The organism is Longimicrobium sp. (genome assembly GCF_036399255.1).
In the GTDB taxonomy this organism is placed as follows: Bacteria; Gemmatimonadota; Gemmatimonadetes; order Longimicrobiales; family Longimicrobiaceae; genus Longimicrobium.
In genome coordinates, this window is sequence record NZ_DASWNM010000047.1 from 42,553 (window position 1) to 64,744 (window position 22,192).

Annotated in this window: 30 protein-coding genes and 2 tRNA genes; 6 read left to right on the forward strand and 26 right to left on the reverse strand. The window is 68.3% G+C overall.

The features are described from left to right. Window positions 1-264 precede the first annotated feature (264 nt). Window positions 265-522: a hypothetical protein gene (locus VGC13_RS08025; RefSeq protein ID WP_331124714.1), complete on the reverse strand. Its 258-nt coding sequence runs from the start codon at window positions 520-522 to the stop codon at window positions 265-267. Between the two features lie 137 nt (window positions 523-659). On the opposite strand from VGC13_RS08025, the gene VGC13_RS08030 reads away from it, so the two are divergent. From VGC13_RS08030 to VGC13_RS08040, 3 genes are all read left to right on the forward strand, one after another. Beyond that, entirely contained in the window at window positions 660-1,208 is a 549-nt protein-coding gene (locus tag VGC13_RS08030; protein WP_331124715.1) for a hypothetical protein, read from the forward strand. Between the two features lie 31 nt (window positions 1,209-1,239). After that, window positions 1,240-1,557 (forward strand): hypothetical protein, encoded by a 318-nt coding sequence (locus tag VGC13_RS08035; protein ID WP_331124716.1) that lies wholly within the window; start codon window positions 1,240-1,242, stop codon window positions 1,555-1,557. 609 nt (window positions 1,558-2,166) lie between these two features. After that, window positions 2,167-2,838 (forward strand): endonuclease III, encoded by a 672-nt coding sequence (locus VGC13_RS08040; RefSeq protein WP_331124717.1) that lies wholly within the window; start codon window positions 2,167-2,169, stop codon window positions 2,836-2,838. A gap of 10 nt (window positions 2,839-2,848) precedes the next feature. Here VGC13_RS08040 and VGC13_RS08045 read toward each other — a convergent pair whose 3' ends face one another. Together VGC13_RS08045 and VGC13_RS08050 are read right to left on the reverse strand one after the other, a co-directional pair. After that, window positions 2,849-3,226, reverse strand: a complete 378-nt coding sequence (locus VGC13_RS08045; protein ID WP_331124718.1) for a hypothetical protein — start codon at window positions 3,224-3,226, stop codon at window positions 2,849-2,851. 270 nt (window positions 3,227-3,496) lie between these two features. Then, the gene (locus VGC13_RS08050) at window positions 3,497-3,703 is read right to left on the reverse strand and encodes a hypothetical protein (RefSeq protein ID WP_331124719.1); all 207 of its coding nucleotides are present in this window, start codon (window positions 3,701-3,703) and stop codon (window positions 3,497-3,499) included. A 407-nt stretch (window positions 3,704-4,110) separates the two neighbouring features. Here VGC13_RS08050 and VGC13_RS08055 point away from each other — a divergent pair, with 407 nt between their 5' ends. Continuing rightward, window positions 4,111-4,368, forward strand: coding sequence for a hypothetical protein (locus VGC13_RS08055; protein WP_331124720.1), 258 nt, complete (start codon window positions 4,111-4,113; stop codon window positions 4,366-4,368). A 163-nt stretch (window positions 4,369-4,531) separates the two neighbouring features. Next, complete coding sequence (locus tag VGC13_RS08060; RefSeq protein WP_331124721.1) at window positions 4,532-5,269, forward strand: carbon-nitrogen hydrolase family protein; 738 nt, start codon at window positions 4,532-4,534, stop codon at window positions 5,267-5,269. A gap of 84 nt (window positions 5,270-5,353) precedes the next feature. Here VGC13_RS08060 and VGC13_RS08065 read toward each other — a convergent pair whose 3' ends face one another. The 4 genes from VGC13_RS08065 to VGC13_RS08080 all read right to left on the reverse strand — a co-directional run bounded on the left by VGC13_RS08065 (window position 5,354) and on the right by VGC13_RS08080 (window position 7,128). Next, a complete protein-coding gene (locus VGC13_RS08065) occupies window positions 5,354-5,611 on the reverse strand; it encodes a hypothetical protein (RefSeq protein ID WP_331124722.1) in 258 nt (85 codons plus the stop codon). 84 nt (window positions 5,612-5,695) lie between these two features. Next, a complete protein-coding gene (locus tag VGC13_RS08070; RefSeq protein ID WP_331124723.1) occupies window positions 5,696-5,944 on the reverse strand; it encodes a hypothetical protein in 249 nt (82 codons plus the stop codon). 426 nt (window positions 5,945-6,370) lie between these two features. After that, window positions 6,371-6,595: a hypothetical protein gene (locus VGC13_RS08075; RefSeq protein WP_331124724.1), complete on the reverse strand. Its 225-nt coding sequence runs from the start codon at window positions 6,593-6,595 to the stop codon at window positions 6,371-6,373. A gap of 329 nt (window positions 6,596-6,924) precedes the next feature. Further along, window positions 6,925-7,128 (reverse strand): hypothetical protein, encoded by a 204-nt coding sequence (locus VGC13_RS08080; RefSeq protein WP_331124725.1) that lies wholly within the window; start codon window positions 7,126-7,128, stop codon window positions 6,925-6,927. A gap of 62 nt (window positions 7,129-7,190) precedes the next feature. On the opposite strand from VGC13_RS08080, the gene VGC13_RS08085 reads away from it, so the two are divergent. After that, window positions 7,191-7,427 carry a hypothetical protein gene (locus VGC13_RS08085; RefSeq protein WP_331124726.1) on the forward strand — a complete coding sequence of 79 codons (237 nt, stop codon included), beginning with the start codon at window positions 7,191-7,193 and terminating at the stop codon, window positions 7,425-7,427. Here the strand turns inward: VGC13_RS08085 and VGC13_RS08090 are convergent. The 19 genes from VGC13_RS08090 to VGC13_RS08180 all read right to left on the reverse strand — a co-directional run bounded on the left by VGC13_RS08090 (window position 7,425) and on the right by VGC13_RS08180 (window position 22,175). Further along, window positions 7,425-7,498 (reverse strand) — tRNA-Met (locus tag VGC13_RS08090). The two genes, VGC13_RS08085 and VGC13_RS08090, sit on opposite strands and share 3 nt — an antisense overlap. A gap of 47 nt (window positions 7,499-7,545) precedes the next feature. After that, window positions 7,546-7,619 (reverse strand) — tRNA-Met (locus VGC13_RS08095). 266 nt (window positions 7,620-7,885) lie between these two features. Then, window positions 7,886-8,200: a septum formation initiator family protein gene (locus VGC13_RS08100; protein WP_331124727.1), complete on the reverse strand. Its 315-nt coding sequence runs from the start codon at window positions 8,198-8,200 to the stop codon at window positions 7,886-7,888. Then, on the reverse strand, window positions 8,191-9,468 hold the full coding sequence (gene eno / locus VGC13_RS08105) for a phosphopyruvate hydratase (protein ID WP_331124728.1): 1,278 nt from the start codon (window positions 9,466-9,468) through the stop codon (window positions 8,191-8,193). Before eno ends, VGC13_RS08100 begins: the two co-directional genes overlap by 10 nt. A 329-nt stretch (window positions 9,469-9,797) precedes the next feature. Further along, a complete protein-coding gene (locus VGC13_RS08110; RefSeq protein ID WP_331124729.1) occupies window positions 9,798-10,040 on the reverse strand; it encodes a hypothetical protein in 243 nt (80 codons plus the stop codon). 270 nt (window positions 10,041-10,310) lie between these two features. Further along, window positions 10,311-11,846 (reverse strand): NAD(P)H-hydrate dehydratase, encoded by a 1,536-nt coding sequence (locus VGC13_RS08115; RefSeq protein WP_331124730.1) that lies wholly within the window; start codon window positions 11,844-11,846, stop codon window positions 10,311-10,313. A gap of 77 nt (window positions 11,847-11,923) precedes the next feature. After that, a complete protein-coding gene (locus VGC13_RS08120) occupies window positions 11,924-12,121 on the reverse strand; it encodes a hypothetical protein (RefSeq protein WP_331124731.1) in 198 nt (65 codons plus the stop codon). A 159-nt stretch (window positions 12,122-12,280) separates the two neighbouring features. Further along, window positions 12,281-12,679: a Minf_1886 family protein gene (locus tag VGC13_RS08125; RefSeq protein WP_331124732.1), complete on the reverse strand. Its 399-nt coding sequence runs from the start codon at window positions 12,677-12,679 to the stop codon at window positions 12,281-12,283. Between the two features lie 121 nt (window positions 12,680-12,800). Beyond that, the gene (locus tag VGC13_RS08130) at window positions 12,801-13,436 is read right to left on the reverse strand and encodes a YigZ family protein (RefSeq protein ID WP_331124733.1); all 636 of its coding nucleotides are present in this window, start codon (window positions 13,434-13,436) and stop codon (window positions 12,801-12,803) included. A gap of 382 nt (window positions 13,437-13,818) precedes the next feature. Further along, window positions 13,819-14,853, reverse strand: coding sequence for a cupin domain-containing protein (locus VGC13_RS08135; protein ID WP_331124734.1), 1,035 nt, complete (start codon window positions 14,851-14,853; stop codon window positions 13,819-13,821). A gap of 236 nt (window positions 14,854-15,089) precedes the next feature. Continuing rightward, window positions 15,090-16,430: an inositol-3-phosphate synthase gene (locus VGC13_RS08140; protein WP_331124735.1), complete on the reverse strand. Its 1,341-nt coding sequence runs from the start codon at window positions 16,428-16,430 to the stop codon at window positions 15,090-15,092. Between the two features lie 8 nt (window positions 16,431-16,438). Then, entirely contained in the window at window positions 16,439-17,116 is a 678-nt protein-coding gene (locus tag VGC13_RS08145; protein WP_331124736.1) for a CDP-alcohol phosphatidyltransferase family protein, read from the reverse strand. Window positions 17,117-17,126: 10 nt separating this feature from the next. Further along, on the reverse strand, window positions 17,127-17,486 hold the full coding sequence (locus VGC13_RS08150; protein WP_331124737.1) for a YlbF family regulator: 360 nt from the start codon (window positions 17,484-17,486) through the stop codon (window positions 17,127-17,129). A 9-nt stretch (window positions 17,487-17,495) separates the two neighbouring features. After that, window positions 17,496-18,377 (reverse strand): peptide chain release factor N(5)-glutamine methyltransferase, encoded by an 882-nt coding sequence (gene prmC, locus VGC13_RS08155; RefSeq protein ID WP_331124738.1) that lies wholly within the window; start codon window positions 18,375-18,377, stop codon window positions 17,496-17,498. Between the two features lie 439 nt (window positions 18,378-18,816). Further along, on the reverse strand, window positions 18,817-19,878 hold the full coding sequence (gene prfA, locus VGC13_RS08160; RefSeq protein WP_331124739.1) for a peptide chain release factor 1: 1,062 nt from the start codon (window positions 19,876-19,878) through the stop codon (window positions 18,817-18,819). 177 nt (window positions 19,879-20,055) lie between these two features. Beyond that, window positions 20,056-20,265: a 50S ribosomal protein L31 gene (gene rpmE, locus VGC13_RS08165; RefSeq protein ID WP_331124740.1), complete on the reverse strand. Its 210-nt coding sequence runs from the start codon at window positions 20,263-20,265 to the stop codon at window positions 20,056-20,058. Window positions 20,266-20,411: 146 nt separating this feature from the next. Continuing rightward, complete coding sequence (locus VGC13_RS08170) at window positions 20,412-20,867, reverse strand: HNH endonuclease (RefSeq protein WP_331124741.1); 456 nt, start codon at window positions 20,865-20,867, stop codon at window positions 20,412-20,414. Beyond that, a complete protein-coding gene (locus VGC13_RS08175) occupies window positions 20,864-21,103 on the reverse strand; it encodes a hypothetical protein (RefSeq protein ID WP_331124742.1) in 240 nt (79 codons plus the stop codon). Before VGC13_RS08175 ends, VGC13_RS08170 begins: the two co-directional genes overlap by 4 nt. 637 nt (window positions 21,104-21,740) lie before the next feature. Beyond that, window positions 21,741-22,175 carry a ferritin-like domain-containing protein gene (locus VGC13_RS08180; RefSeq protein WP_331124743.1) on the reverse strand — a complete coding sequence of 145 codons (435 nt, stop codon included), beginning with the start codon at window positions 22,173-22,175 and terminating at the stop codon, window positions 21,741-21,743. Between the last annotated feature and the right edge of the window lie 17 nt (window positions 22,176-22,192).

Here is a 22,192-nt window from a genome sequence, read left to right on the forward strand (position 1 = left end):
GAAAGTAGACCGGCGCCGGACGGGCCGCAAGGAAGGGGGACGGCAGGGGACAGGTTACAGCGGGAGAGGGAATAGGGAACAGGGAATAGGGAATAGCGGGCAGGGACGTCGGCGGGAACGCGAACAGCCAGCCCGACACCTGTCGCTGCTGGCTGTAACCTGTCCCCTGTAACCTGTCACCCCTCCTCTATCGGCGGCTGGGGCCGGGAACGCGAACAGCCAGCCCACACCTGTCGCTGCTGGCTGTAGCCTGTCCCCTGTCCCCTATCTTTTCTTCACCCGCTCTTCGGCAAGGCGCCAGCGCATGCGGCCGGCCCATCCGCAGCGCGTGCACTGGCGCGCGTCGGCGCCGCTGAGCTGGGCGAACAGGCGGTCGGCGCGGCTGGTGCGCGTGCACTGCGCGGTGACGCGCTTGCAGGCGGGGCACTCCGGCGCATACGGCAGGCTGACCATGTACTGGGCCGCGAACCACGTGGCGGCCAGCATGGCCGCCATCAGCACCACCGAGATCGTAACGGCCACGGAACCTCCTTCGCCGCTTGCGCTTGCGGCCGCAGAGCGACGGCCGTCCCATCCCCCGTTGCAACCGCCGTACCCCCGCGCGCACGCACGGAGCTTGCGAAGGACGGATGGGAACGCGATGCCGAAAGGAGGAAGGGATGGCAGGCAACCGCTACGACGGCGGAGGGAGGGGCGGCCGCGGATACGGACGGGAGTACGGCGCCCCGCGCGGGTCCATGCCGCAGCGCGGACGCTACGACGCCGGGATGCGCGGGCGGTACGACGCGGCGATGCGCCCGCGGTACGACCGCGGGTGGACGGAGTCGATGGCGTACGGGCGCGAGGCGGGGATGGGGATGGCGCAGCCGGGGATGTTCACGCCCTTTGGCTGGGACCCCATGATGCGCTGGTCGGGGTGGGACCCGCTGATGGGCTTCGTTCCCTACCAGGACACACCGCGCCAGTGGTCGTACGGGCTGGCCGGGGACGCCTGGCGGTACGAGCACGATTACTACCGCGGCAAATCGGCGCACGCCTACGGGCGCGACTACGGCCGGCCGCGCTACGACCGCGATCACGGCGCCCTGCCGCCGCGGCAGAGCCCGCTGTACGGCCGCGGCGGCGACCGCGCCGTGCGCGAGTGGGCGCGCCAGCGCGGCTACGACGTGGAGCACACCATTCAGCCGCGCCTGGGGCCGCGGCGCTGACCACCAAACCACACACCGAGGGAGCAGTCGAATGCCCAAGCGCAACGTGGACCCGAGCTTTGACCCGGAAGAGATCGAGAACGACGACCCGCTCGGCGAGCAGATGTTCGCCGAGGGCGGCTTCGAGGACGCGCCGGGCGGCGGCCCCGCCTTCTCCGCGCCGGGGATGGAGGAAGACGACAAGCGCCCCGGCGGCTTTGGCCAGAAGGTGGCCGGCGTGCCCGAGGACCGGCAGCGCATCCTCAACACGCCCAGCGAACAGCACCCCGACAGCGAGAACGTCGTGGTCCACGAGCGCGGCGGCGAAAGCAAGGGCGATCCCGCGGTCGGCGGCACGCGGCCGGACTGAGGGGATAGGGGACAGGTTACAGCCGGCGCGCGCTGCGACGGGCCGCCGGCTGTATCCCCTCCCTCTGGCACCAAACCCTGCGGACGCGAAGCCCCGCGCCACCCAGGCGAATGAATTCGCGGCTGGGACAACGCGATGTCGGCCTTCGCCGACGGGTGGGTGCCCGAGCGGAGGAGACGGTTGGACGCGAAGCCCCGCGCAGTTTGCGGGGCTTTCCGCTTTTCCAGCCGCGGGTTCACCCGCCCGGGACGAGACCCGCCGCCGGCACTGTGGGGATTCCCACGCCCACGCCATTCCCACCGTTCAACTGCCCGCCCGCCGTTCCGCCCGCCCAGGCGAATGAATTCGCGGCTTGGACAACGCAATGTCGGCCTGCGCCGACGGGTCTGTGCCGCACGGAAGGGGTGGTGTTGGTGGTGAAGCCCCGCGCAGTTTGCGGGGCTTTCCGCTGTCGTTGCGGCGAGTTCACTCGCTCCCGGCTCCGAGGCCGGCGGAGGACGCTTTCCCTCACGTCGCCGCCGGGTGTTGCCCGCTGTCCCCTGTCCCCTGTCCCCTGTAACCTGTCCCCTCATCAGTTCACCCCGTGCACTTCCCCGCCCGAAAGAGCCCGTGGACGCCGCCAAGCTCCCCTTCGACATCGACACCGTCGTCCGGCGCATCCGCAAGGCGGTGAAGCCGTATCCCAAAGCCGCCATGTTCGAGCTGGCGGAGCGCGGCTTCCAGACGCCGTTCCAGCAGCTGGTGGCGTGCATCATCTCCATCCGCACCACGGACGAGGTGATGCTGCCCACCGCCATCCAGCTCTTCGGGCACGCCTCCACGCCGGCGGAGGTGGCGCGGATGACCGTGGAGCAGATCGACGCGCTGATCCACGCCTGCGCGTTCCACTACGGCAAGGCGGGGCAGATCCGCGAGATCGCGGAGCGGCTGGTGGCGGAGCACGGCGGCGAGCTGGGGTGCGACGAGGCGCTGATGCTCTCGTTTCGCGGCGTGGGGCCCAAGTGCACCAACCTGGTGATGGGCGTCGCCTGCGGGGAGGCGCGCATTGGCGTGGACGTGCACGTGCACCGCGTCACCAACCGCTGGGGCTACGTGGCCACCGCGGTGCCGGAAGCGACCATGGCCGCGCTGATGGACGTGCTGCCGAAGCGGTACTGGGTGGAGATCAACAAGCTGCTGGTGCCCTTCGGCAAGCACGTCTGCACCGGCCGCCTGCCGAAGTGCAGCACCTGCCCCGTGCTGGCCTGGTGCCGCCAGGTCGGCGTGACCAAGCACCGCTGAGCGCGGCCACCTACGCCGCCGCCTCGACGGCCTGCGCCTCCGCGGCGGCCTTCGCGCCACGCCGCCGGCGGCGCTTGGGCGGCTCGTGCGAGGCCACCAGCTCGCGCAGGGCGTGCACCAGCCCACCCACCTCGCGGATCACCCGCTCGTCGCCCTCGCGCAGCAGGGCGGCGAGGATGTGCTTGCAGACCCGTTCGCGCCACAGGTGGTCGCCGCAGTCGCACCGCGGAACGAAGCGGGAGCGCAGGTCTACCCAGTGCGGCTCCGTTCCGCCCGCCACCAGGTACCGTCCCGGCCCCACGTGCTCCACCGTGAGCCCCAGGCACCGCTCCAGCCGCCCCGCCTCCACCCCGCCCGCCGCATCCACGTCCATTTCAATCGTGCGCATCATCACCGTATCCCGTGTAGAAAGGTTCTCTTCACGCCAGAGATGGTACACCTCTGCAGGTGATTGGTTCGGATTTATTTCGGTTTGCAATGGATCAGCACGGGGTGTACGGACGGATGGAAAACGCGGTCGATGGAGGGAACGCCGGACGCAGAAAGCCCCGTCCGGCGGCGCATTCAGCGCAGCGGGGACGGGGCGGGTGGCGATCCGGCGGCGCGGTTCAACCGCTCGCGCCGCCGGGACTGGGGACTGGGATGCGGCCGACGGGCCTCAGCTGTCTCCGCGCTCCTCGCGGGGGTGGCCGTGGCCCTGGTTCTTGGACTCGCCGGTGGTGTCCAGGTCGCGGTCGGTGCCGCGCGTGGCGCGGTCGCTGGCCCCGAACTCCGCTCCCTGGTTGTTCTCGCCCTGCGTCCCCTCGGGCGTGTTGCCGCTGGTGACGCCGCCGGGGTGCTGGTGCGTGGTCTTCAGGTCCGCCATGCCGGTCCTCCTGCTCAGGTGCGTGCCGCCTCGCGATCCGTTTCGCGAACGCGGCGGGAGAAGCGCAAAACCCGTTCCCGCAACGAGTTGAAATCCCCCGTCGCACCGGTGGCGCACCCGATCCGCCACCCGCTGGCGAGCACCGATCTTGCGTCGGCCACGCGCCGGTGACGGAACCGCGACGAGGGTGTTGCGCGCGCCGTGCACCGCGTATAGCTTCGGATGTGGAGCCGAGAACGGGAGGGCCGGCGGTCGGCCTTTTTCGTGCGCGGCGGTGTGGAAAGGAGGTGGCCGTTTGAAGATTTGTGACCTCATTCGGGACATCGCCCGCGACGCTCCGCATTCGGAACGCCCATGCAGCCGTGCTGCACGGGCGTTTTTCGTTTCCCCGTTTTCAGGAGGGTGACATGCTCGATTCCGGGATGATCAACAAGATCCAGAAGGCCAAGGAGTACGCCTCGGAACCCGAGCGCATCCACTTCAGCAGGCTCGAAGTGGACTTCGACGGGAAGAACGGCAATCACCACGTGGGATTCGACGACGGCAGCTGGCACTGCGACTGCGACTACTTTCGCCACCACCACACCTGCAGCCACACCATGGCCATGGAGCGCGTGCTGGGCGTGATGGCCCCCGCCGAGGCCGAGGCGGCCGCGGTGGCCTAACCGGAAAGCAGACCATGCGGCGCGCCCTGTAGGCGGGCGCGCCCCGCACCCCAGATCGCCGCAGGAGACCCCGCGTCTCCCGCGGCGATTGCGTTTTCGGCGGATCGGCGGAGCGGGTTTCCTCGATCCGGACCTGCAGGCACCTCCCCCGGATGACTCCGCCGTGAAAGTCGCCGCATACCAGGCTCCCCTGCTGCCCTCCGGCTCCGTCGCGGCGATCGGCCTCATCCGCGAGCGGGTCGCCTGGTGCGAAGCGGAGGGAGTGGAGATCCTGTGCTGCCCGGAGGCCATCCTGGGCGGCCTTGCGGACTACGCGCCCCGCCCGGCCGAGATCGCCATCGACGTGGAAGGCGGCCAGCTGAACGCCGTGCTGTCGCCACTCGCATCCGACAGGGTGACCACCATCGTGGGATTCACCGAGATCTCCGCATCGGGTCAGCTCTACAACGCCGCCGCGGTCTTTCACCGCGGAGCCGTGACCGGCCTGTATCGCAAGCTGCACCCGGCGATCCGCAAATCCGTTTACGAGGCAGGCGACCAGCTTCCCGTCTTCACGATCGGCGGGCTGACCTTCGGCATCGTCATCTGCAACGACTCCACCTACCCGGAGCCGGCGAGAATCCTGGCATCGAGGGGAGCGGCCGCGCTGTTCATCCCCACCAACAACGGGCTCCCGCTGGAAAAGGCGGACGTCGTCGCGGACGCCCGGCGTGTCGACGCTGCCCGGGCGATGGAGAACCGCGTGTCGATCATCCGCGCCGATGTCGCGGGCCGCGCCGGTGGCCTGGTCTCCTACGGCTCGTCCGCGATCACCGATGCCGGTGGAACGCTCCTCCAGTCGGCGCGGCGGCTCACAGAGGATCTGCTGGTTGCGGACATCGGCGCTGCCCGCAGGGGGTGACCCGGGCGGAACGCGTCTGATACAAAACGCGGCGCCCCCGCCCGAAGCTCGGGCGGGGGCGCGTGTTCAACGGTGACCGCGGGATCAGCCCTCGGCGCACTGGGGCGCCTGCGTGTAGCACCCCGCCGAGCATCCCTCCGAGCACCCGCAGGTCCCGAAGCAGGTGTCGTACGGCGTCTGGCACCGCGGCTTGGAGATGTTGCACCCCGGGTAGCCGTATCCGGTGCACCACTCCGTCTCGACGGTGTCGTGGCCGCGCACCGTGCCGATGCGGCGATGCTCGTCGCCGGTCTCGAACGAATCCACCTTCAGGTTGTCGATCTTGAGCGTCAGCTTGCCCATGAGTTGCTCCGTCTGAGAGGATGAGAGAGATGACCGCGTGGGACAACGACGGCGGGGTGCCGGACCGGGACCCCGCGGGAGCGGCTAGCAGTAAGGCGCCTGCGTTTCACAGTTCTGGGAGCAGCCCTCCGAGCACCCGCAGGTTCCGTAGCAGGTGTTGTTCGGCGTCTGACACCCCCGCTTGGACACGTTGCAGGTCAGGTAGCCGTACCCGGTGCACCACTCCGTCTCGACCGTGTCGTGGCCACGCACGGTTCCAATGCGGTGATTTCCGCTGCCCGTGGCGAACGAATCCACCTGCAGGTTCTCGATCTTGAGTGTCAGCTTGCCCATGGCGTTGCTCCGGCTGAGAGGAGAGACCGATACTTCGTCGGTGCCGCGGGACGGCCCAATCTCCACGGTGCGGGGGCTCGTACCTGCGCATCCGATGCGTCCCCCAATTTCGCTAATCATGTCTGATTAAGCAACATAAACAAATAACGGCGCCCCGGCGGCTACCCCGCGGAGCACCGAATCCTGAAAAAGAATCATCGTACAGAGGAACAGAGTCAGACAGAGAAAGCGAGCTGAAATATCATCTTGGTTCCTCGGTCTGACGCTGTTCCTCTGTACCCGCGAAGGTGTTGTTTTCCCGGGTCGGTATGCATCGGTTTTTGCCGGAGCACGCAGAAGCACATCCCGTTGGGAACCTTCGCAACGCAGCCGCGCCCCCGCCCGAATCTCGGGCGGGGGCGCGTTGCATGTGCCGGGGAATCCCGATCAGCAGTAGTAGATCGGGGTCATACAGGTCTGCGTGCAGTCGCAGCTGTCGTTGCAGGTGTCCTTGGGTGTCTGGCACTTCTCCGAGACGCAGTCCGGGTACCCCGTGCACCACTCGGTTTCCACCGTGTCGTGGCCGCGCACCGTACCGCGCCGCTGGTGGTCGTCGCCCGTCTCGAACGTATCCACCTTCAGGTTCTCGATCTTGAGCGTCAGCTTGCCCATGCGGTTGCTCCGGCTGAGAGAGACGATCGAATCCTGTCGGTGCCGCAGAGCGACAAGGCCTGATGGAAAGCTCGTGTCCACCGCACCGAACGAGACGCAATATCGCTGAATATGTCCGGTCAAGCAACCGGAATCACAGGCATTGACCCCTCGAATCGCGCAGAATCGATCGCGAAGCCGCGGCCGCAGGTGGCCTTGGTGGGATCGCTGGCGGATCCGGCGGACGCCGGCCGGACGCTCCGGAAACGAACGCGCCGCACCCGGGATGACCCGGGTGCGGCGCGCCGTGCAAGGAGGGGCGGAGCGGCTGCTCCGCACCCTCTCTATCTTCACTCATCCTCGTCGAGGTCGTCGAGATCTACGTCGTCGTCCTCGTCGAGGTCGTCGTCCATGTCCTCGTCGTCGAGATCCTCGTCGTCGTCGAAGTCCACGTCGTCATCCTCATCATCAGGAACGTCGAACAGACGCTCCTCCCATCCCTCGTCTTCATCGTGCAGTCCGCGCCGCGCGACGATCACATCGCTGCCCTCCATCGCCTCCTCCAGTCCGGATGTTCTCTTCTTCCCACCTGCCCATCGCTTCCCTTCCGCACAGTATGGACCAGACGCTTTGCAGCGGCGCCACGACTGGCGTCCGCGCGCAGGAGCAGCCCCCGGCCCGCACCCATCAGGTCCGCGACTCGCGCCCCGGAAGCCCGTATGCCTGCTGCTTTCCGGACGCCGTCGAGCACGTGGTGGCTCAGGTTCATTACGATAGCGCGAACGCATGGTTTTACGAAAGACAAAAGTCCTCGCAACGTTTCCGCTGCGAGGACTTTGTCTTCGTGCAGTAGCAGGGGGGGGGCTCGAACCCCCGACCTTACGATTATGAGTCGTACGCTCTAACCAGCTGAGCTACCCTGCCGACCTCCGACTGAAACCGGGCCGGCCCTTGCGAGCCGGCCCGGCACATAGCGGGGGCGGGATTCGAACCCGCGACCTTCGGGTTATGAGCCCGACGAGCTACCAGGCTGCTCCACCCCGCGACAGTGAGCCATCAATTTAGCATAACTCAGCTATGTCGTCAACCCTCGGCGCGCCTCGAACGCTGGTCCGCGAGAGCGGCTGAAGCCGCCGCAACGAAAGCGGAAAGCCCCGCAAACTGCGCGGGGCTTCACCTGCAATACCACAGCATCCGTGCGGCACACACCCGTCGGCGCAGGCCGACATCGCGTTTTCCCAGCCGCGAATTCATTCGCCTGGACGGAATCGCCCGGACGCACTCGCCCGGGCTGATTCGAATCCCCCGATCCTACTCCTCCACCGGCGCGCCGGAGTCCACGGGGACGAACCGATACAGCAGCTCGCCCTCGCGGATCATCCCGAACCGCTCGCGGGCAATGCGCTCCACGGCGGCATCGTCGCGCTCCAGCTTGGTGGCCAGCGCCTTGAGCGAGTCTACCTGCGCGCGCGTGTGGGCCAGGCGCGACTCCGCCTCGCCCCGCTCCTTCTTGAGCCGCAGCAGGTGAAAGGCGGAGTATTCCCCGCCCCACAGGGCCATGTAGCCGGCAAACGCCAGCACCCCGCCCGCCAGCAGGCGGCGCCCGGTGCCGGGCTTCAGCGCCACAGCGACCGCCCGGGGTAGCGGGCGCTCTCGCCCAGGTGCTCCTCGATGCGCAGCAGCTGGTTGTACTTGGCCACGCGGTCGGACCGGCTGGCGCTGCCCGTCTTGATCTGCCCCACCCCCGTGGCCACGGCCAGGTCGGCGATGAAGGTGTCCTCCGTTTCGCCGCTGCGGTGCGACATCACGGCCGTGTAGCCGGCGCGGCGGGCCATGTCGATGGCCTCCAGCGTCTCGGTAAGCGTGCCGATCTGGTTCACCTTGATGAGGATGGAGTTGCCGATCCCCTCCTTGATGCCGCGCGCCAGCCGCTCGGTGTTGGTGACGAACAGGTCGTCGCCCACCAGCTGCACCCGCGCGCCGATGGACTCCGTCAGCTGCTTCCACCCGTCCCAGTCGTTCTCGGCCATCCCGTCCTCGATGGAGCGGATGGGGTACCGCCGCGACCACTCCTCGTAGAACGCCACCATCTCGGCGGGCGTCTTCTTTTCCTGCGTGCTCTTGTAGAAGACGTAGCCCTTGTCCTTCCACATCTCGGACGAGGCCACGTCCAGCGCCAGCACCAGGTCCTCGCCGGGGCGGTAGCCGGCCTGCTCGATGGCCTGCAGGATGACGGCGAGCGCCTCCTCGTTGTCCTTGAGGTCGGGCGCAAAGCCGCCCTCGTCGCCCACCGCGGTGTTCTTGCCGGCCTTGGTGAGCACCTTCTTGAGCGCGTGGAACACCTCGGTGCCCATCCGCAGCCCCTCGCCAAACGACTCGGCGCCCACCGGCATCACCATGAACTCCTGGAAGTCCACGTTGTTGCTGGCGTGCGCGCCGCCGTTCAGGATGTTCATCATGGGCACGGGGAGCGTGCTGGCCATGGCGCCGCCCAGGTAGCGGTACAGCGGCAGGCCGGCGTCCTCGGCGGCGGCGCGGGCGGTGGCCAGCGACACGGCCAGGATGGCGTTGGCGCCCAGGCGGCTCTTGGTGGGCGTGCCGTCGATCTCGATCATCGCCCGGTCCACGGCGCCCTGGTCGTAGGGATCGTAGCCCACCAGCTCGGCGGCGATCTCCACCTCCACGTTCTCCACGGCGGTGCGCACGCCCTTGCCTGCGTAGCGCTTGGCGTCGCCGTCGCGCAGCTCCACGGCCTCGTGCTCGCCGGTGGACGCACCGCTGGGCACCGCCGCCCGCCCCACCGCGCCGCTGGAAAGCAGCACGTCGGCCTCGACGGTGGGGTTGCCGCGCGAATCGAGAATCTCGCGAGCCCGGATCTCCTGGATGATCGCCATGTATTCGGGTGCTTGTGGATTGCGTGGAAATGTGTGCAGCGACGCGGCGGAACGTAGGTTCGGCGCGGCGGACTGTCAACGTTGGTGAAACGAAGCGGGGGAGTGCGGGAGTGCGGGAGTGCGGGAGTGCGGGAGTGCGGGAGTGCGGGAGTGCGGGAGTGCGGGAGTGCGGGAGTGCGGGAGTGCGGGAGTGCGGGAGTGCGGGAGTGCGGAAGTGCGGAAGTGCGGAAGTGCGGGAGGATGTTGGTGAGCGCCCCAATGGGAACGGCTCCGCGACACCTTGTCGCGGAGCCGCCCCTCAGCGTCCGGCGCGGTTCGTCAGCCCCGCATCACATCGTCTCGATGCAGTCCGGCGAGTTGCAGGTCGGACCGTCGCAGGTCTGCCACTGGCTGGGCCCACTGCAGTACCTGGAGCATTGGTACCCGTTGGAGGGGGTGGTCTCGCACCCCGGGTCGTCCGTGGGAGCGAAGCTTTCATACCCGCCTACCGTTCCCTCCGCCTTTCGCCTGCTGTCGACTGCTTCGAACGAGTCGACCACCAGCGCCTCCACCTGCAGCTTCAGCTTACGCATACGGCCTCCTGGCCAGCGGAGCGGACGCCTTACGGTCAAGCGGCCGGAGAGGACCGCGCCGGGCATCCACAAGAACTGACACGCGAGTCCTCCCCCCACCCCTACGCGGCCGGGGAACACCCCGGAACGCCGACCAGTTCCGCCAGGATCGCCACAAGCAGGAAGCATCGATTCGGAACCGTTTTACGCAGAACCGCCGCTCATCCAGGATCGCCTTCTTCGAATTGACAGATCGGCGGGGGCGGCGTTCATGAACCTTTTCGCCGCAAATCACCGCGCCGGCGGCAGGTCCAGCACGATGCCGGGCAGATCCAGCGCGCTCTCCCGCGCGCTCGGCTCGAGCAGCGCGTCGGGGAGCGCGTCCGCCACGTCCGTGGGGATGAGCCCCCTGCCCCGCCCCGCCAGCTCCGCCGCGCGCCCGGCGAACCAGAGCGCCGCGCCGGCGGCGTCCCAGGGCTCCATCCCGCGTGCCAGAAAGGCGCCGACGACGCCGGAGAGCACGTCGCCGTTGCCGCCGGTGGCCAGGCCGGAGTGGCCCGCGACGTTCACCAGCGTCTCCCGCCCGCGCGTGGCGACCAGCGACGGCGTGCCCTTCAGCAGCACCGTGCAGGTGAAATTTTCCGCCGCCTTCGCCGCCGCGGCGAACGGATCGGCGGTGACCTGGTCGATGGGGAGCCCCAGCAGCCGGCTCATCTCGCCGGGGTGCGGCGTCAGCACCAGCCCTCCGCCGAACGCGCTGCGCAGGTCGGGGTTCTGCGCGAGGAGCGTGACCGCGTCGGCATCCAGCACCACGGGGATGCCGGGCTGCCTGCCGATCCTGCGCAGGATCTCCAGCGCGTCGTCGTCCGTCCCCATCCCCGGCCCCGCGACCACCGCCTTGGCCCCAGCGAGAAAGTCGGGCTCCAGCGCGTCGCGGTCCAGATAGAGCGCTTCGGGAAGCGACGCCTGCAGGATCTCGCGGTTGGCGCCCGGCGACACCAGCGCCACCATCCCCGCACCGGCCCGCAGCGCGCCCAGCCCCGCCAGCACCGCCGCGCCCGCCATCCCCCGCCGCCCGGCGATGATGGAGACCTTTCCCATCGTTCCCTTGTGCGCGTTCGGCGGGACGGGCGGGAGGACGGTGTGCGCCCACGGCGGCGTGATCAGCCGCGCGGACGCGCCGTCCTCCGCCAGCGGCGAAAAGCCGATCTCCACCGCCACGATCCGCCCCGCCCGCTCACGCCCCGGAAAGAGCAGAAGCCCCCGCTTGGGCGCGCCGAAGGTGATCGTCACGCCGGCGCGGACGGCATCCCCCGGCACGGCCCCGGTGGTCAGGTCCACGCCGGAGGGCCCGTCCAGCGCCACGATGGGTGCGGCGGCGGCGTTCATCGCCGCGATGGCGTCCGCGTGAGCCCCGGTGGGTGCGCCGGACGCCCCGGTGCCCAGCAGCCCGTCGATGATCACGGACGCCCCGGGGAGCACCGCCGCCGCCTGCGCCGGGTACAGTTCCCAGCCGTGCAGCAGCGTCTGGTCCAGCAGGCTCTTGCCCACGTGCACCACGTCCACCTGGCGCCCCCACATCCACAGCGTGCGCGCGGCGATCACCGCGTCTCCCCCGTTGTTGCCGCTCCCCGTGAACGCCACCACGCGCCCGGTGGGATACAGCCGCTGCACCACCGCGGCCACCGCGCGCCCGGCAGACTCCATCAACACCCGCTCGGGAACGCCGTACGCGTTGATCGCCTGGTCGTCCCACGCGCGCATCTCGGCGGCGGTGAGCACGGGCACGCGCGCGGCGGCGAAGACGTGGGGATCGGACGCGGTCATGGGAACGGAAGCAGGGCGGATGGCCGAAGGCCCACGGCGCGCGGGGCGCCGTGGGCCTTCATCTCATGAACCGGCGGTCACTTGAAGCTCTGGCCGATGGTGCGGCCAAAGCTGATCTCGCCGTTGTCGATGCGGATGTTGAAGCCGCAGTCGGGGTTGGTGCACACCCACGCCTTGTAGGTGATGGGGGCCCCTTCGCGCCCGTAGTCCGACAGCGGCACCAGGAGCCCTTCGTTGCACTTCTTGCACTGCGGGTAGTCGCGTTCGTCCGGCATGACTCCCTCCCCATCCCCCTGTAGGTTCCCCACCCGGGCGCGCGGCCGCACCCCACACATACACGCGGACGGGGAAAATCGCCGCAAGGCCTGTTCCATCTACAGGCTCAACGACTCGTGGTGCGGGTGATTCGGTCGATGTCGGGGAGAAAAACCGGGTCAGTTCTGCGCCGGCTGGCGGACGGCGGCGCACCAGGGATAGTTCTGCTCGAAGACCTGGTCGAAGCAGAACACGCCTTCGAAGTCGCTCACGCAGTCGCCTTCCTGCTTCACCAGAACGCCGCATTCCACGAGCGCGAACACGATCTCGCCCAGGTCGCGGGTGCTGCGGATGCCCCAGTACTCCAGGACGCTGCGCGCCATGAGCCCAAAGCGCTCGATGGCCAGGTCGCGGCACCCTTCGGCCAGCTCGCGGCCGGTGATGTGCCGTGCCTCGCCCGCGCGCTCGATGGTGAAGTGCAGGGCGGCGAGGATGAAGAGATAGGCGGTTTCGCTGTACGCCGGGTGGCGTTTTCTCAGCCGCTCCATGATGGGATCGGCGAGCACGGCTCCATCCATCCGTGTGTCTCCTTCAGGACTTCCGGCAGTGCGGACCGGCCGCGGGAGAACGGCCGGGGGGTATCTGCGGATCGTGCCGCGGCAGGCTGCCCGCGGCGGTGGCTGCGTAGGAATACGCCGATCATGTATCGGCGTTCCGATAAAGTACGCGATCCCCCGTTTTCTCCGGCGCCACCGCCCCCGCCGTCCCCTCCCGAAGCTCGTCCGCCAGCGCCTGCACGGCGTCCACCGGGACGGAGATTTCCACGATTCCCGCGTCCCCCGACGGGGCGTATCCGTGCTCCACCTCTTCCGCGCGCGCCCGTTCCATCGCCCGCATGACCGCCGCCGTGTGGGCGTAGGGATAGGTGATGGAGAGCCGCGCCGCCTCCACGCCGATCCTTCGCGGCGCCGCCTGCAGCGCCTGCGCCGCCGCGTCGCCGTACGCGCGCACCAGCCCGCCCACGCCCAGCTTGGTCCCCCCATACCACCGCGTCACGATGACGATGCAGTCCGTGAGCCCCGCCCCCTCGATGGCCGCCAGGATGGGCGCCCCCGCGCTCCCCGACGGCTCCCCCGCGTCGTTCGCGCGCCGCACGCCGCCCCGGACCACCCACGCCGAGCAGTTGTGGGTCGCGTCCCAGTGCAGCTTCTCGCGCTCCGCCAGCACCGCGCGCGCCTCCGCCTCCGTGCTCACGGGCGCGGCATAGGCGAGAAAGGTGGAGGCCTTTTCGCGGAACTGGGCTTCGGCGGGGGCGGAGAGGGTGGTGAAGGACAAAGTGCGTGAGTGCGTGAGTGCGTTAGTGCGTGAGTGCGTGAGTGCGTGAGTGCGTGAGTGCGTGAGTGCGTGAGTGCGTGAGTGCGTGAGTGCGTGAGTGCGTGAGTGCGTGAGTGCGTGAGTGCGGGGTCGATACACTTCAGCGGGTGCCGTGTGCGGGGCAGTATCCCGAAGCAGCACGCCAGGACGCGGAGGCGCGGCGGGAAAGTCTCCCTCTGCGCCTCCGCGTCGTTGCGTAATACCAGATCCCGAAAAAAATAATCGTACAGAGGAACAGAGTCAGACAGAGGAAACGAGATCATGCTTCCACTCGCTTTCTCTGTTTGACTCTGTTCCTCTGTACCCCAAAGGCGTTGCTTTTCCGGATCTGGTATAAGACCGTTCAGCTGTCTTGCGGCGGGGGCGAGATCCAGATCTGCTTGAAGTCCGCACCCTGCCAGCTGATGCCGAACACGTCCTTCAGCACGCGCTCTCCGTCTGCGCCGCCCGTGCGGAACGCCCACGAGATGTCCACCTCTTCGGGCGCCTCGCTGTTCAGCAGCACCAGCACCCGCGCCGGCTCGCTTCCCGTATTGTGCAGGTAGTGGAACCAGTTCAGCGGGATGAATCCCACCATCCCGGGTTCCAGCCTGGCCGAAACGTCGGCGCCGGGCTTCTGGCCCTGGGCCGTCGTCATCAGCCCCATGTACACCTCGCCGCTCAGCACGTAGTCCAGTTCCACGGCGTTGGGGTGCCAGTGCGGGACCAGGGCGGCGCCGGGCTCCAGCGTCAGCAGCAGCAGCCCCATCCCCCGCAGGACCGGAAAGGTGGGCTGCACAGCCTGCCGTATCGTGCTGCCGCCGATGACGATCTGCGGGTGCGACGCGCCCAGGTCAAAGCCGAACTCCGAGCTGGGGCGGGTGCCGCCGGGGGTGCCCGGCGCGTTCCAGATCCGCTTGAAGTCCGCGTCCTTCAGCGAGATGCCGAAGACCTGCTCCATCACCTTCCGGCCGTCCCTGCCACCGATCTTCAGGGCCCACGACACGTCCACGTCGTTGGGCGACGCGTTGTTGAAGAAGATCATCATCACCGCCGGCTCGGTGCCGGTGTTCTGGATGTAGTGGTGCCACCCCTGGGGAATGAACCCCACCCATCCCGGCCCCCGCAGCGTGTACGACTTGTCCGTCCCTGGCTTTACGCCGTTCGCGGGCGTGATGAGTCCCACCTGCACGTCGCTGCCGCTGATGAGGTACTGCATCTCGTTACAGTCCGGGTGCCAGTGCGGAATGCGCACCCCGCCCGGGTCCAGCGTCACGATGTACGCCGCAAGCCCGTCCAGCACGGGAAAGGTGCCCGCGTTGCCTTCCTGGATGCTACCGCCGGGCACATCCACCGGCGGCTTCTGCCCGGCAAGGTTGAACGAGAACGACTGGCTCATGGAACGGATCTCCAGATCAAAGGGTGGACAAAAACGGAACACCCAATCTGCACGTGGTGGCGCGAAAGACCAATGTAAAATTCAGGGAAGAAAGGCAGAACGCCGCCGCGAGGTCTATCGATGCCTTTCCGTGCGTCGACAGATGCAGAAAGGCCCGGCTTCCACGCTGGAAACCGGGCCTCCCCTAACTTTCGCACTAACGCACTAACGCACTCACGCACTCACGCACTCCCCTCCTACACCTCCGCCATCGACTCCTCGAGGTAGTAGTCCAGCCCCAGGTGCGTGATCTGGTCCTCGCCCATCATCCACCGCAGCGTGTTCTTCAGCTTCATCTGCTGGATGAACAGGTCGTGCTCGGGGTACAGCCCCTCGCCGAACATGGGGCTCTTGAAATAGAACGAGAGCCACTCCTGGATGCCGCTCATCCCCGCGCGGCTGGCCAGGTCCAGGAACAGCGCCAGGTCCAGCACCAGCGGCGCCGCCAGGATGCTGTCGCGGCACAGGAAGTCGACCTTGATCTGCATCGGGTAGTCCAGCCACCCGCGGATGTCGATGTTGTCCCACCCTTCCTTGGCGTCGCCGCGCGGCGGATAGTAGTTGATCCGCACCACGTGGGCGAACTTGCCGTACAGCTCGGGATAGGTGACGGGCTGAAGGATGTGCTCCAGCACCGACAGCTTGCTTTCTTCCTTGGTCTTGAACGACTGCGGGTCGTCCAGCACCTCGCCGTCGCGGTTGCCCAGGATGTTGGTGCTGAACCAGCCGTCCAGCCCCAGCATGCGCGCCTTGAGCCCCGGCGCGATGATGGTCTTCATCAGCGTCTGGCCCGTCTTGAAGTCCTTGCCGCAGATGGGCACGCCGTTGCGCTCGGCCAGCTCCAGCAGCGCGGGAAAGTCCACCGACAGGTTGGGCGCGCCGTTGGCGTACGGCACGCCTTCCATGAGCGCCGCGTACGCGTACAGCATCGAGGGCGCGACGTCGGCGTGGTTCTCGTCGATGGCGCGCTCGAACGACTCCAGCGTCTGGTGGATCTCGCCGGGCTTGATGTACACCTCGGTGCTTCCGCACCAGATCATCACCAGCCGGTCGCAGCCGTTGCGGGCCTTGAAGGCGCGGATGTCGTCGCGCAGCGACTCGGCCCACTCGCGCTTGCTGGTGCCCGGCTTTACGTGCGTTCCGTCCAGCCGCTTCACGTAGTTCTGGTCGAACACCGCCGGCATGGGCTCGATGCCCATCAGGAAGTCGGCGATGGGCTCCACGTGGGCGTGGCGGTCCAGCACGCCGCTGACCAGCGCGCTCTCGTACGCGTTGGCGGGGAACGGGTCCCAGGCGCCGAACACGATGTCGTCCAGGCCGGCCAGCGGCACGAACTCCTTGATGGGCGGCACGCGGTTCTCGGTGCGCTTGCCCAGGCGAATGGTGCCCATCTGGGTAACGCTGCCGATGGGGCGCGCCATTCCGCGGCGCACCAGCTCCACGCCGGCGATGAAGGTGGTGGAGACCGCCCCCAGCCCGGGAAGCAGGATGCCCAGGCGCCCCTCGGCGGGACGCGGCACGTAACTGTCGCTGCGCACGGTGTGTGTTACCTTTTTGCTGGTGTTCTGTCCGCTCGGCGCGCGGGCCCCCGGGGGGCGGGGGCGGCCGGCGCGCGGGTGTGCTGGTAAACCCAGTGAATCCGGTAGATCAGCGTGAGGTTGGTGAGCACCGCCATCAGCAGCATCACCCAGGTAAGCACCAGCCCCTCGCGCCACGAGCCAAAGAAAAGCGTGGCGATGCCCAGCAGCAGCACCCGCTCGGCCCGCTGCATGAGCCCCACCCGGCAGTCGATCCCCATTCCCTCGGCGCGCGCGCGGGTGTACGAGACCATCAGCGACCCGGCCAGCGCCAGGGCCACCACGTACACCATCCACGGCTCGCCGATGTTGGGCTCGTTGCCGTTGTACAGGCTGAACACGCCGAGGAACACCATCACCTCGCTGATGCGGTCCAGCGTGCTGTCGTAGAACGACCCGAAGCGCGTCACCCGCTCCGTCTGGCGCGCCACGTAGCCGTCCACCACGTCGAAGAACCCGCCCAGCAGCACCAGCGCCCCGCCGATCTGCAGGTTGCCGTAAAAGAACGCGAGCCCCGCCGACATCGTCACCAGGAACCCGAAGGTGGTGACGGCGTTGGGCGAGACCCCGCTGCGGACGAACAGGTCCAGCACCGGGGTGAAGAGCCGGGTTCCCTGCTCGCGGAAGTCGCTGGGCAGCTTGAACATCGGGCGCGGGTCAGGGGGCCAGGATGATGCGGCTCTGCTCGCCCGCCTCGATCCCCTTGGCGATCTCCTCGTTCACCCGCAGCATCAGCCGGTCGAAGTTGCTCTGCGCGGCGGCCAGCGCCTGGTAGCCGGGCATCACCTGCACCTCGCCCACCAGCCGCTCGTACTCCTGCTGCTCCTCGACCGGCGGCTCCTGCCCCTGCTGCATCAGCTGGGTAAAGCTTTCTTCCAGCGCCTGCAGCCGGTTCAGCCGGGTAACGGCCTCGCGGTCGTCGCTCAGCCCCTGGCTGGCGCGCTTGAACGCCTTGTACTCGCTGCTCTGCGCGATCTGGCGCCCCACTTCGCGCGCCCGCTCGGAGATCTGGTCCATCCGTGCCCCTCAGTCCGGATTCAAAAGTCGTTCGGCGAGCACGAAGCGGTCGCGCCCCGCCAGGTCCGGCCGCACCCGCGGCGCGCCGAACGCGTTGGTTTCCTCGATGATCCCCCGCACCGCCGCCCCCTGCGCCGCCCCGATCTCCAGCGCCAGCAGCCCGCCGGGCTTCAGCGCCTCCGCCGCCTGGGGAACCAGCCGGCGGATGACGTCCAGCCCGCCCACGCCCGCAAACAGCGCGGTGGCCGGCTCCCAGTCGCGCACCTCGGGGTCCAGCGACGCGGCCTCCTCGCTGCCCACGTACGGCGGGTTGGAGACCACCACGTCGAACGCCTCGCCCCGCACCGGGGCCAGCAGGTCGCCCAGGCGAAACTCCACCGGCGCGCCGGGGGCGGCGTGCGCGTGGTTCTCGCGCGCGGCGGCCAGCGCGTCCGCCTGCGCGTCCGTGGCGACGATCCGGGAGAACGGGCCTTCGGTGGCCAGCGCCAGCGCGATGGCGCCGGAGCCGGTGCCTACGTCCACGGCGACAAGATCGTTGCGTGGGCGCGCCCAGTCCAGCACTTCCTGAACGAGCACTTCCGTCTCGGGCCGCGGGATGAGCACCCGGGGGTCCACCCGCAGCACAAGGTCACGAAATGCGGCCGTGCCGTCAATGTACTGCAACGGTTCGCGCTTCGCACGCCTGCGGAGCCTTTCCTTGAACTCGGCCAGCTCTTCCGGGCGCAGCGGGCGGTCGAACTGAAGGTACAGGTCCAGGCGCTTGAGCCCCAGGACGCCGGCCAGAAGCAGCTCGGCGTTCAGGCGGGCGTTGTGGACGTTCTTGCCGCCCAGGTACTCCGCCGTCCAGCCGATCAGCTCGACGACGGTCCAGCGCTTGGTGTCGGTGGACAAGAGGGAATAGGGAACAGGGAATAGGGAATAGCGGGCACCCGGGGTGGCCCGGCATCGAGCTGCGCCGGACGGGCCCCGGAACGATCCCGGACGGATCTCGGCGGTTCGATCTGCATCGAGTTGCGCCCGACGGGGCCCCCCTCTCCCGGCCTCTCCCCCATAAACTGCATGGGGAAGAGGAGAATTCGATCGCGCTCCAGCAGCCTTTGTCCCGCGTCACCCTCTCCCGCTTGCGGGAGAGGGTGCGAGCCTGGGCGAGCGGGTGAGGGCCCCCGCGGGCGCAGTTCGATCCCGCTCGCCAACCTCCACCCCCTGCCCCACACCCAACCTCCCCCAGCAGTTTTGGGGGAGGTGGGCGAGTAATGCGAGCCCGGAGGGGGCGCCGGCCGGGCGCCCCACATCCTGCTGAACCGCCTCGACCGCCTCTCCGCCAGCCCCCCTACGCCGCCCGCTCTTCCTGCCGGGTCAGCTTCAGCCGCTCGATCACCTCGTCCAGGCCGCCGTCCAGCACCTGCTGCAGGGCGTGCGTGGTGTAGCCGATGCGGTGGTCCGTCAGGCGGCTCTGGGGAAAGTTGTACGTGCGGATCTTGGCCGAGCGGTCGCCGGTGCCCACCTGCGCCTTGCGGTCGCGGCTGCGCTCGGCCTCCTGCTCGGCGATGCGCGCGTCCAGCAGGCGCGAGCGCAGCACGCCCATGGCCTTGTCCTTGTTCTTGTGCTGCGACTTTTCGTCCTGGCAGGTCACCACCAGCCCCGTGGGCAGGTGGGTAATGCGCACGGCGCTGTCGGTGGTGTTCACCGACTGGCCGCCCGGCCCCGAGCTGCGGTAGACGTCGATCTTGAGCTCGTTGGGGTTGATCTGCACGTCCACCTCCTCCGCCTCCGGAAGCACGGCCACGGTGGCGGCGGAGGTGTGGATGCGCCCCTGCGTCTCGGTGGCCGGCACGCGCTGCACCCGGTGCACGCCGCTCTCGTAGCGCAGGTCGCCGTACGCGTTGGCGCCGCGCACCACGAACACCGCCTCCTTGTAGCCGCCCGCCGTCCCCTCGGACACGCTCACCACCTCCACCTTCCACCCGCGCCGGTCAGCGAAGCGGCTGTACATGCGGAACAGGTCGCCCGCGAACAGCGCGGCCTCGTCGCCGCCGGTGCCGCCGCGCACCTCCACCACGGCGTCGCGGTCGTCCAGCGGGTCGCTGGGAATCAGCAGCAGCTTGAGCTCGCCCTCCAGCCGCTCCACGTCGGCCGTAAGCCCCTGCGCCTCTTCGCGCGCCATGGCGGCCATCTCGGGGTCGCCGCCCGCGTCCGCCAGCATCTCCTGCGCGCCCTGCAGCTCCACGCGGGCGCGGTCCAGCCGCGCCGCGGCCTCGACCACCTGCGCCAGCCGCGAGTGCTCGCGCGAAAGCTCGCGCAGGCGCTTGGGGTCGGCGTGAATGCCGGGGTCGGCCAGCTGAACGGAAAGGTCTTCGTAGCGGGCGCGCGTTTCGGCGATGCGGTCGAGCATGAACGGCGGTGCGAGAGTGCGAAGGAGCGAGCGTGCGAAAGTACAACATGCGGCAAGCGCCCGCACGGGTAGCCGTGCGGGCGATTCCGGACTTCCCCGGTTTCCGGACCCGATATGCGGGGCCTGGATGGAAAAAGAGCCGGGGTTCGTGGCCCCGGCTCTTTTTCGCGGTCGGTGTTACTTGGCGGCGGGGGTCGCGTACCGCTGCCGGAAGCGCTCCACGCGGCCGGCGGTGTCCATCAGCTTCTGCTTGCCCGTGTAGTACGGGTGGCAGTTGCTGCAGACTTCGACGGAGATGTCGCCCTTGGTGGTGCGCGTCTGGAACGTATTGCCGCAGGCGCAGTGCACCGTCGCGGTCTGATAGTTCGGATGGATGTCGGCCTTCATGGATGACCACCTTGAGCTGAGCATGAGTACGGCCCCTTCAGACCATCCCCGCGGATCTGTACGCGCGGGCGGTCAGGGAATCGACAAATGTAATCAATCCTGCCCATCCGGGCAACCTGCGCTCCCCTCCGGGGCGAAGGCTCTCCTCACGCGGGCTGCTGGAGCTTGCGAAGCGCCGCACGGCAGGGATACCGGCGCTCTTCACGGAGCAGTGCACGCTCGGCTTGGCGGTGAAAGTCGTTGAGGCCCAGTAGGCGCACCGTCGCGGCGCCAGTGTCGGTGCGCGGATGGATCGTCAGAACGTCTCGCGAGAGCCTGAAGTGCTCCGTCCAGATATCGCGGCGAGGATTGAAGAGGGCGACCACGCGCCCAGTATCGGGAACGATGGAGGCGAGGTCGGTGCCTTTCCGGCGATTGCACAACGTGCAGGACAGAGCGAGGTTGTCCAGCTCCGTCCGACCGCCATGCTTCTCGCTGACAATGTGATCGACCGCGCATCCCAGCAGCGCGTCGTCCTGGTGGATGAGACAGTATTCGCAGATCTCGCCTGCCCTCCGCACCACCCCCCGCCGGAGCGTGGCGTTGATGTATGCACCACTCACGCAGAGGCGTACCGCCTCGCGCGCGCCTTGATCAGGCGCATCAGGTGCTCGAGCTGAAGGTAGTTGTCCAGCTCGAATTCCTCCTGCGGCAGCAGATCTCCCGTCTTCTGCCGCTGCAGCAGCTCCATTACCCGTCCCTGGGCGGCGTTCGACGGGTGATACGCCGCGATCCGCTCAGGCGTGGGACCGGCGGCGATGAAGTCGATGACTTCCAGGTAGACCGGCATCGTACCCATCGAGGTTCCTCCTGTAAGAGCCGGCCTCAACGATAGCGGCAGCGAAGGAACTGGACAATAAGACCAATCCCGCCACCGCACGAATTTGAGACGGGCACACAGCATTCCGCCGCGCGCCCGTTCGCATCATCCTGCCATTCTCTACACCCGTCCCCCCGCGACCAACCCGTCCGACACCGGTACGCGCGGCTTCTCCGGCGAAAAGCAACCGGCCTTGTCAGGCAATGTCGTGGCCGCAGGGCCGACGCGGGCTGCCGCGTCTGCGTTCGAGCAGCCGGAGAGCAGATCCTTCGGCTTGGCCTGCTCCGGAATGGAGGCAGGTACCGGTGTGGATGGGCCTCAGGATGACATCCGATAGATTGGGCTGAAGCAGCGATGAAGAGCAGGCGGCCCTGTCCGGGGATGTCGTGGCCGCGGGTCCGGCGCGGGCTGCCGCGTCCGCGTTCGAGCAGCCGGAGAGCAGATCCTTCGGCCCGGCCTGCTCCGGGACGGAGGCAGGGACCTGCGCGAATGGGCCTCAGGATGACAATCCGGTGGATTGGGCGAAGAAGCGAGACGGGCGCACGGCATCCGCCGCGCGCCCGTCCTCATCATCCCGCTATTCCCTATTCCCTGTTCCCTATTCCCTGCAGTTCCGCTACTGCGACTCCTTCCAGTCCATCAGCATGCGGCGGATGTCGTCGCGGTGCTGGCTTTCGTCCACCACCAGGTTTTCCAGCTGCACCTTGATGCTGATCTCGCCCAGCTCCTCGGCCTGCTGCAGGCGCTTGGTGTAGCGCTCGATGGTGTCGACCTCGGCCTGCAGGGCGTTCTCCAGCATTTCGCGATTGGTACGCGGGATGGGGACCGGCTTGACCTCGGTGGTGGGAATGCCGCCCAGCGACACGATCTTGTCGGCCAGGAACGCCGCGTGCCCCAGCTCGTCGGGGATCTCGCCCTCAAAGAAGCCCCGCAGCTCCTGCCGCCAGGGGCCGGTCACCAGCGACGCGTAGGTGCGGTACATCACCACGGCCTGGTACTCGGCCGAAAGGTCCTCGTTCATCCCCTCGACCAGCTCTTTCACGTCCGCCATTCTGCCCGTCCTCCGTT

Coding starts and splice junctions, on each gene's coding strand:
- VGC13_RS08030 (WP_331124715.1), top strand. CDS start 660: ATGGCAGGCAACCGCTACGACGGCGGAGGGAGGGGCGGCCGCGGATAC.
- VGC13_RS08035 (WP_331124716.1), top strand. CDS start 1,240: ATGCCCAAGCGCAACGTGGACCCGAGCTTTGACCCGGAAGAGATCGAG.
- VGC13_RS08045 (WP_331124718.1), bottom strand. CDS start 3,226: ATGCGCACGATTGAAATGGACGTGGATGCGGCGGGCGGGGTGGAGGCG.
- VGC13_RS08050 (WP_331124719.1), bottom strand. CDS start 3,703: ATGGCGGACCTGAAGACCACGCACCAGCACCCCGGCGGCGTCACCAGC.
- VGC13_RS08055 (WP_331124720.1), top strand. CDS start 4,111: ATGCTCGATTCCGGGATGATCAACAAGATCCAGAAGGCCAAGGAGTAC.
- VGC13_RS08065 (WP_331124722.1), bottom strand. CDS start 5,611: ATGGGCAAGCTGACGCTCAAGATCGACAACCTGAAGGTGGATTCGTTC.
- VGC13_RS08070 (WP_331124723.1), bottom strand. CDS start 5,944: ATGGGCAAGCTGACACTCAAGATCGAGAACCTGCAGGTGGATTCGTTC.
- VGC13_RS08075 (WP_331124724.1), bottom strand. CDS start 6,595: ATGGGCAAGCTGACGCTCAAGATCGAGAACCTGAAGGTGGATACGTTC.
- VGC13_RS08080 (WP_331124725.1), bottom strand. CDS start 7,128: ATGGAGGGCAGCGATGTGATCGTCGCGCGGCGCGGACTGCACGATGAA.
- VGC13_RS08085 (WP_331124726.1), top strand. CDS start 7,191: ATGGACCAGACGCTTTGCAGCGGCGCCACGACTGGCGTCCGCGCGCAG.
- eno (WP_331124728.1), bottom strand. CDS start 9,468: ATGGCGATCATCCAGGAGATCCGGGCTCGCGAGATTCTCGATTCGCGC.
- VGC13_RS08110 (WP_331124729.1), bottom strand. CDS start 10,040: ATGCGTAAGCTGAAGCTGCAGGTGGAGGCGCTGGTGGTCGACTCGTTC.
- VGC13_RS08115 (WP_331124730.1), bottom strand. CDS start 11,846: ATGACCGCGTCCGATCCCCACGTCTTCGCCGCCGCGCGCGTGCCCGTG.
- VGC13_RS08120 (WP_331124731.1), bottom strand. CDS start 12,121: ATGCCGGACGAACGCGACTACCCGCAGTGCAAGAAGTGCAACGAAGGG.
- VGC13_RS08125 (WP_331124732.1), bottom strand. CDS start 12,679: ATGGATGGAGCCGTGCTCGCCGATCCCATCATGGAGCGGCTGAGAAAA.
- VGC13_RS08135 (WP_331124734.1), bottom strand. CDS start 14,853: ATGAGCCAGTCGTTCTCGTTCAACCTTGCCGGGCAGAAGCCGCCGGTG.
- VGC13_RS08145 (WP_331124736.1), bottom strand. CDS start 17,116: ATGTTCAAGCTGCCCAGCGACTTCCGCGAGCAGGGAACCCGGCTCTTC.
- VGC13_RS08150 (WP_331124737.1), bottom strand. CDS start 17,486: ATGGACCAGATCTCCGAGCGGGCGCGCGAAGTGGGGCGCCAGATCGCG.
- prfA (WP_331124739.1), bottom strand. CDS start 19,878: ATGCTCGACCGCATCGCCGAAACGCGCGCCCGCTACGAAGACCTTTCC.
- rpmE (WP_331124740.1), bottom strand. CDS start 20,265: ATGAAGGCCGACATCCATCCGAACTATCAGACCGCGACGGTGCACTGC.
- VGC13_RS08175 (WP_331124742.1), bottom strand. CDS start 21,103: ATGGGTACGATGCCGGTCTACCTGGAAGTCATCGACTTCATCGCCGCC.
- VGC13_RS08180 (WP_331124743.1), bottom strand. CDS start 22,175: ATGGCGGACGTGAAAGAGCTGGTCGAGGGGATGAACGAGGACCTTTCG.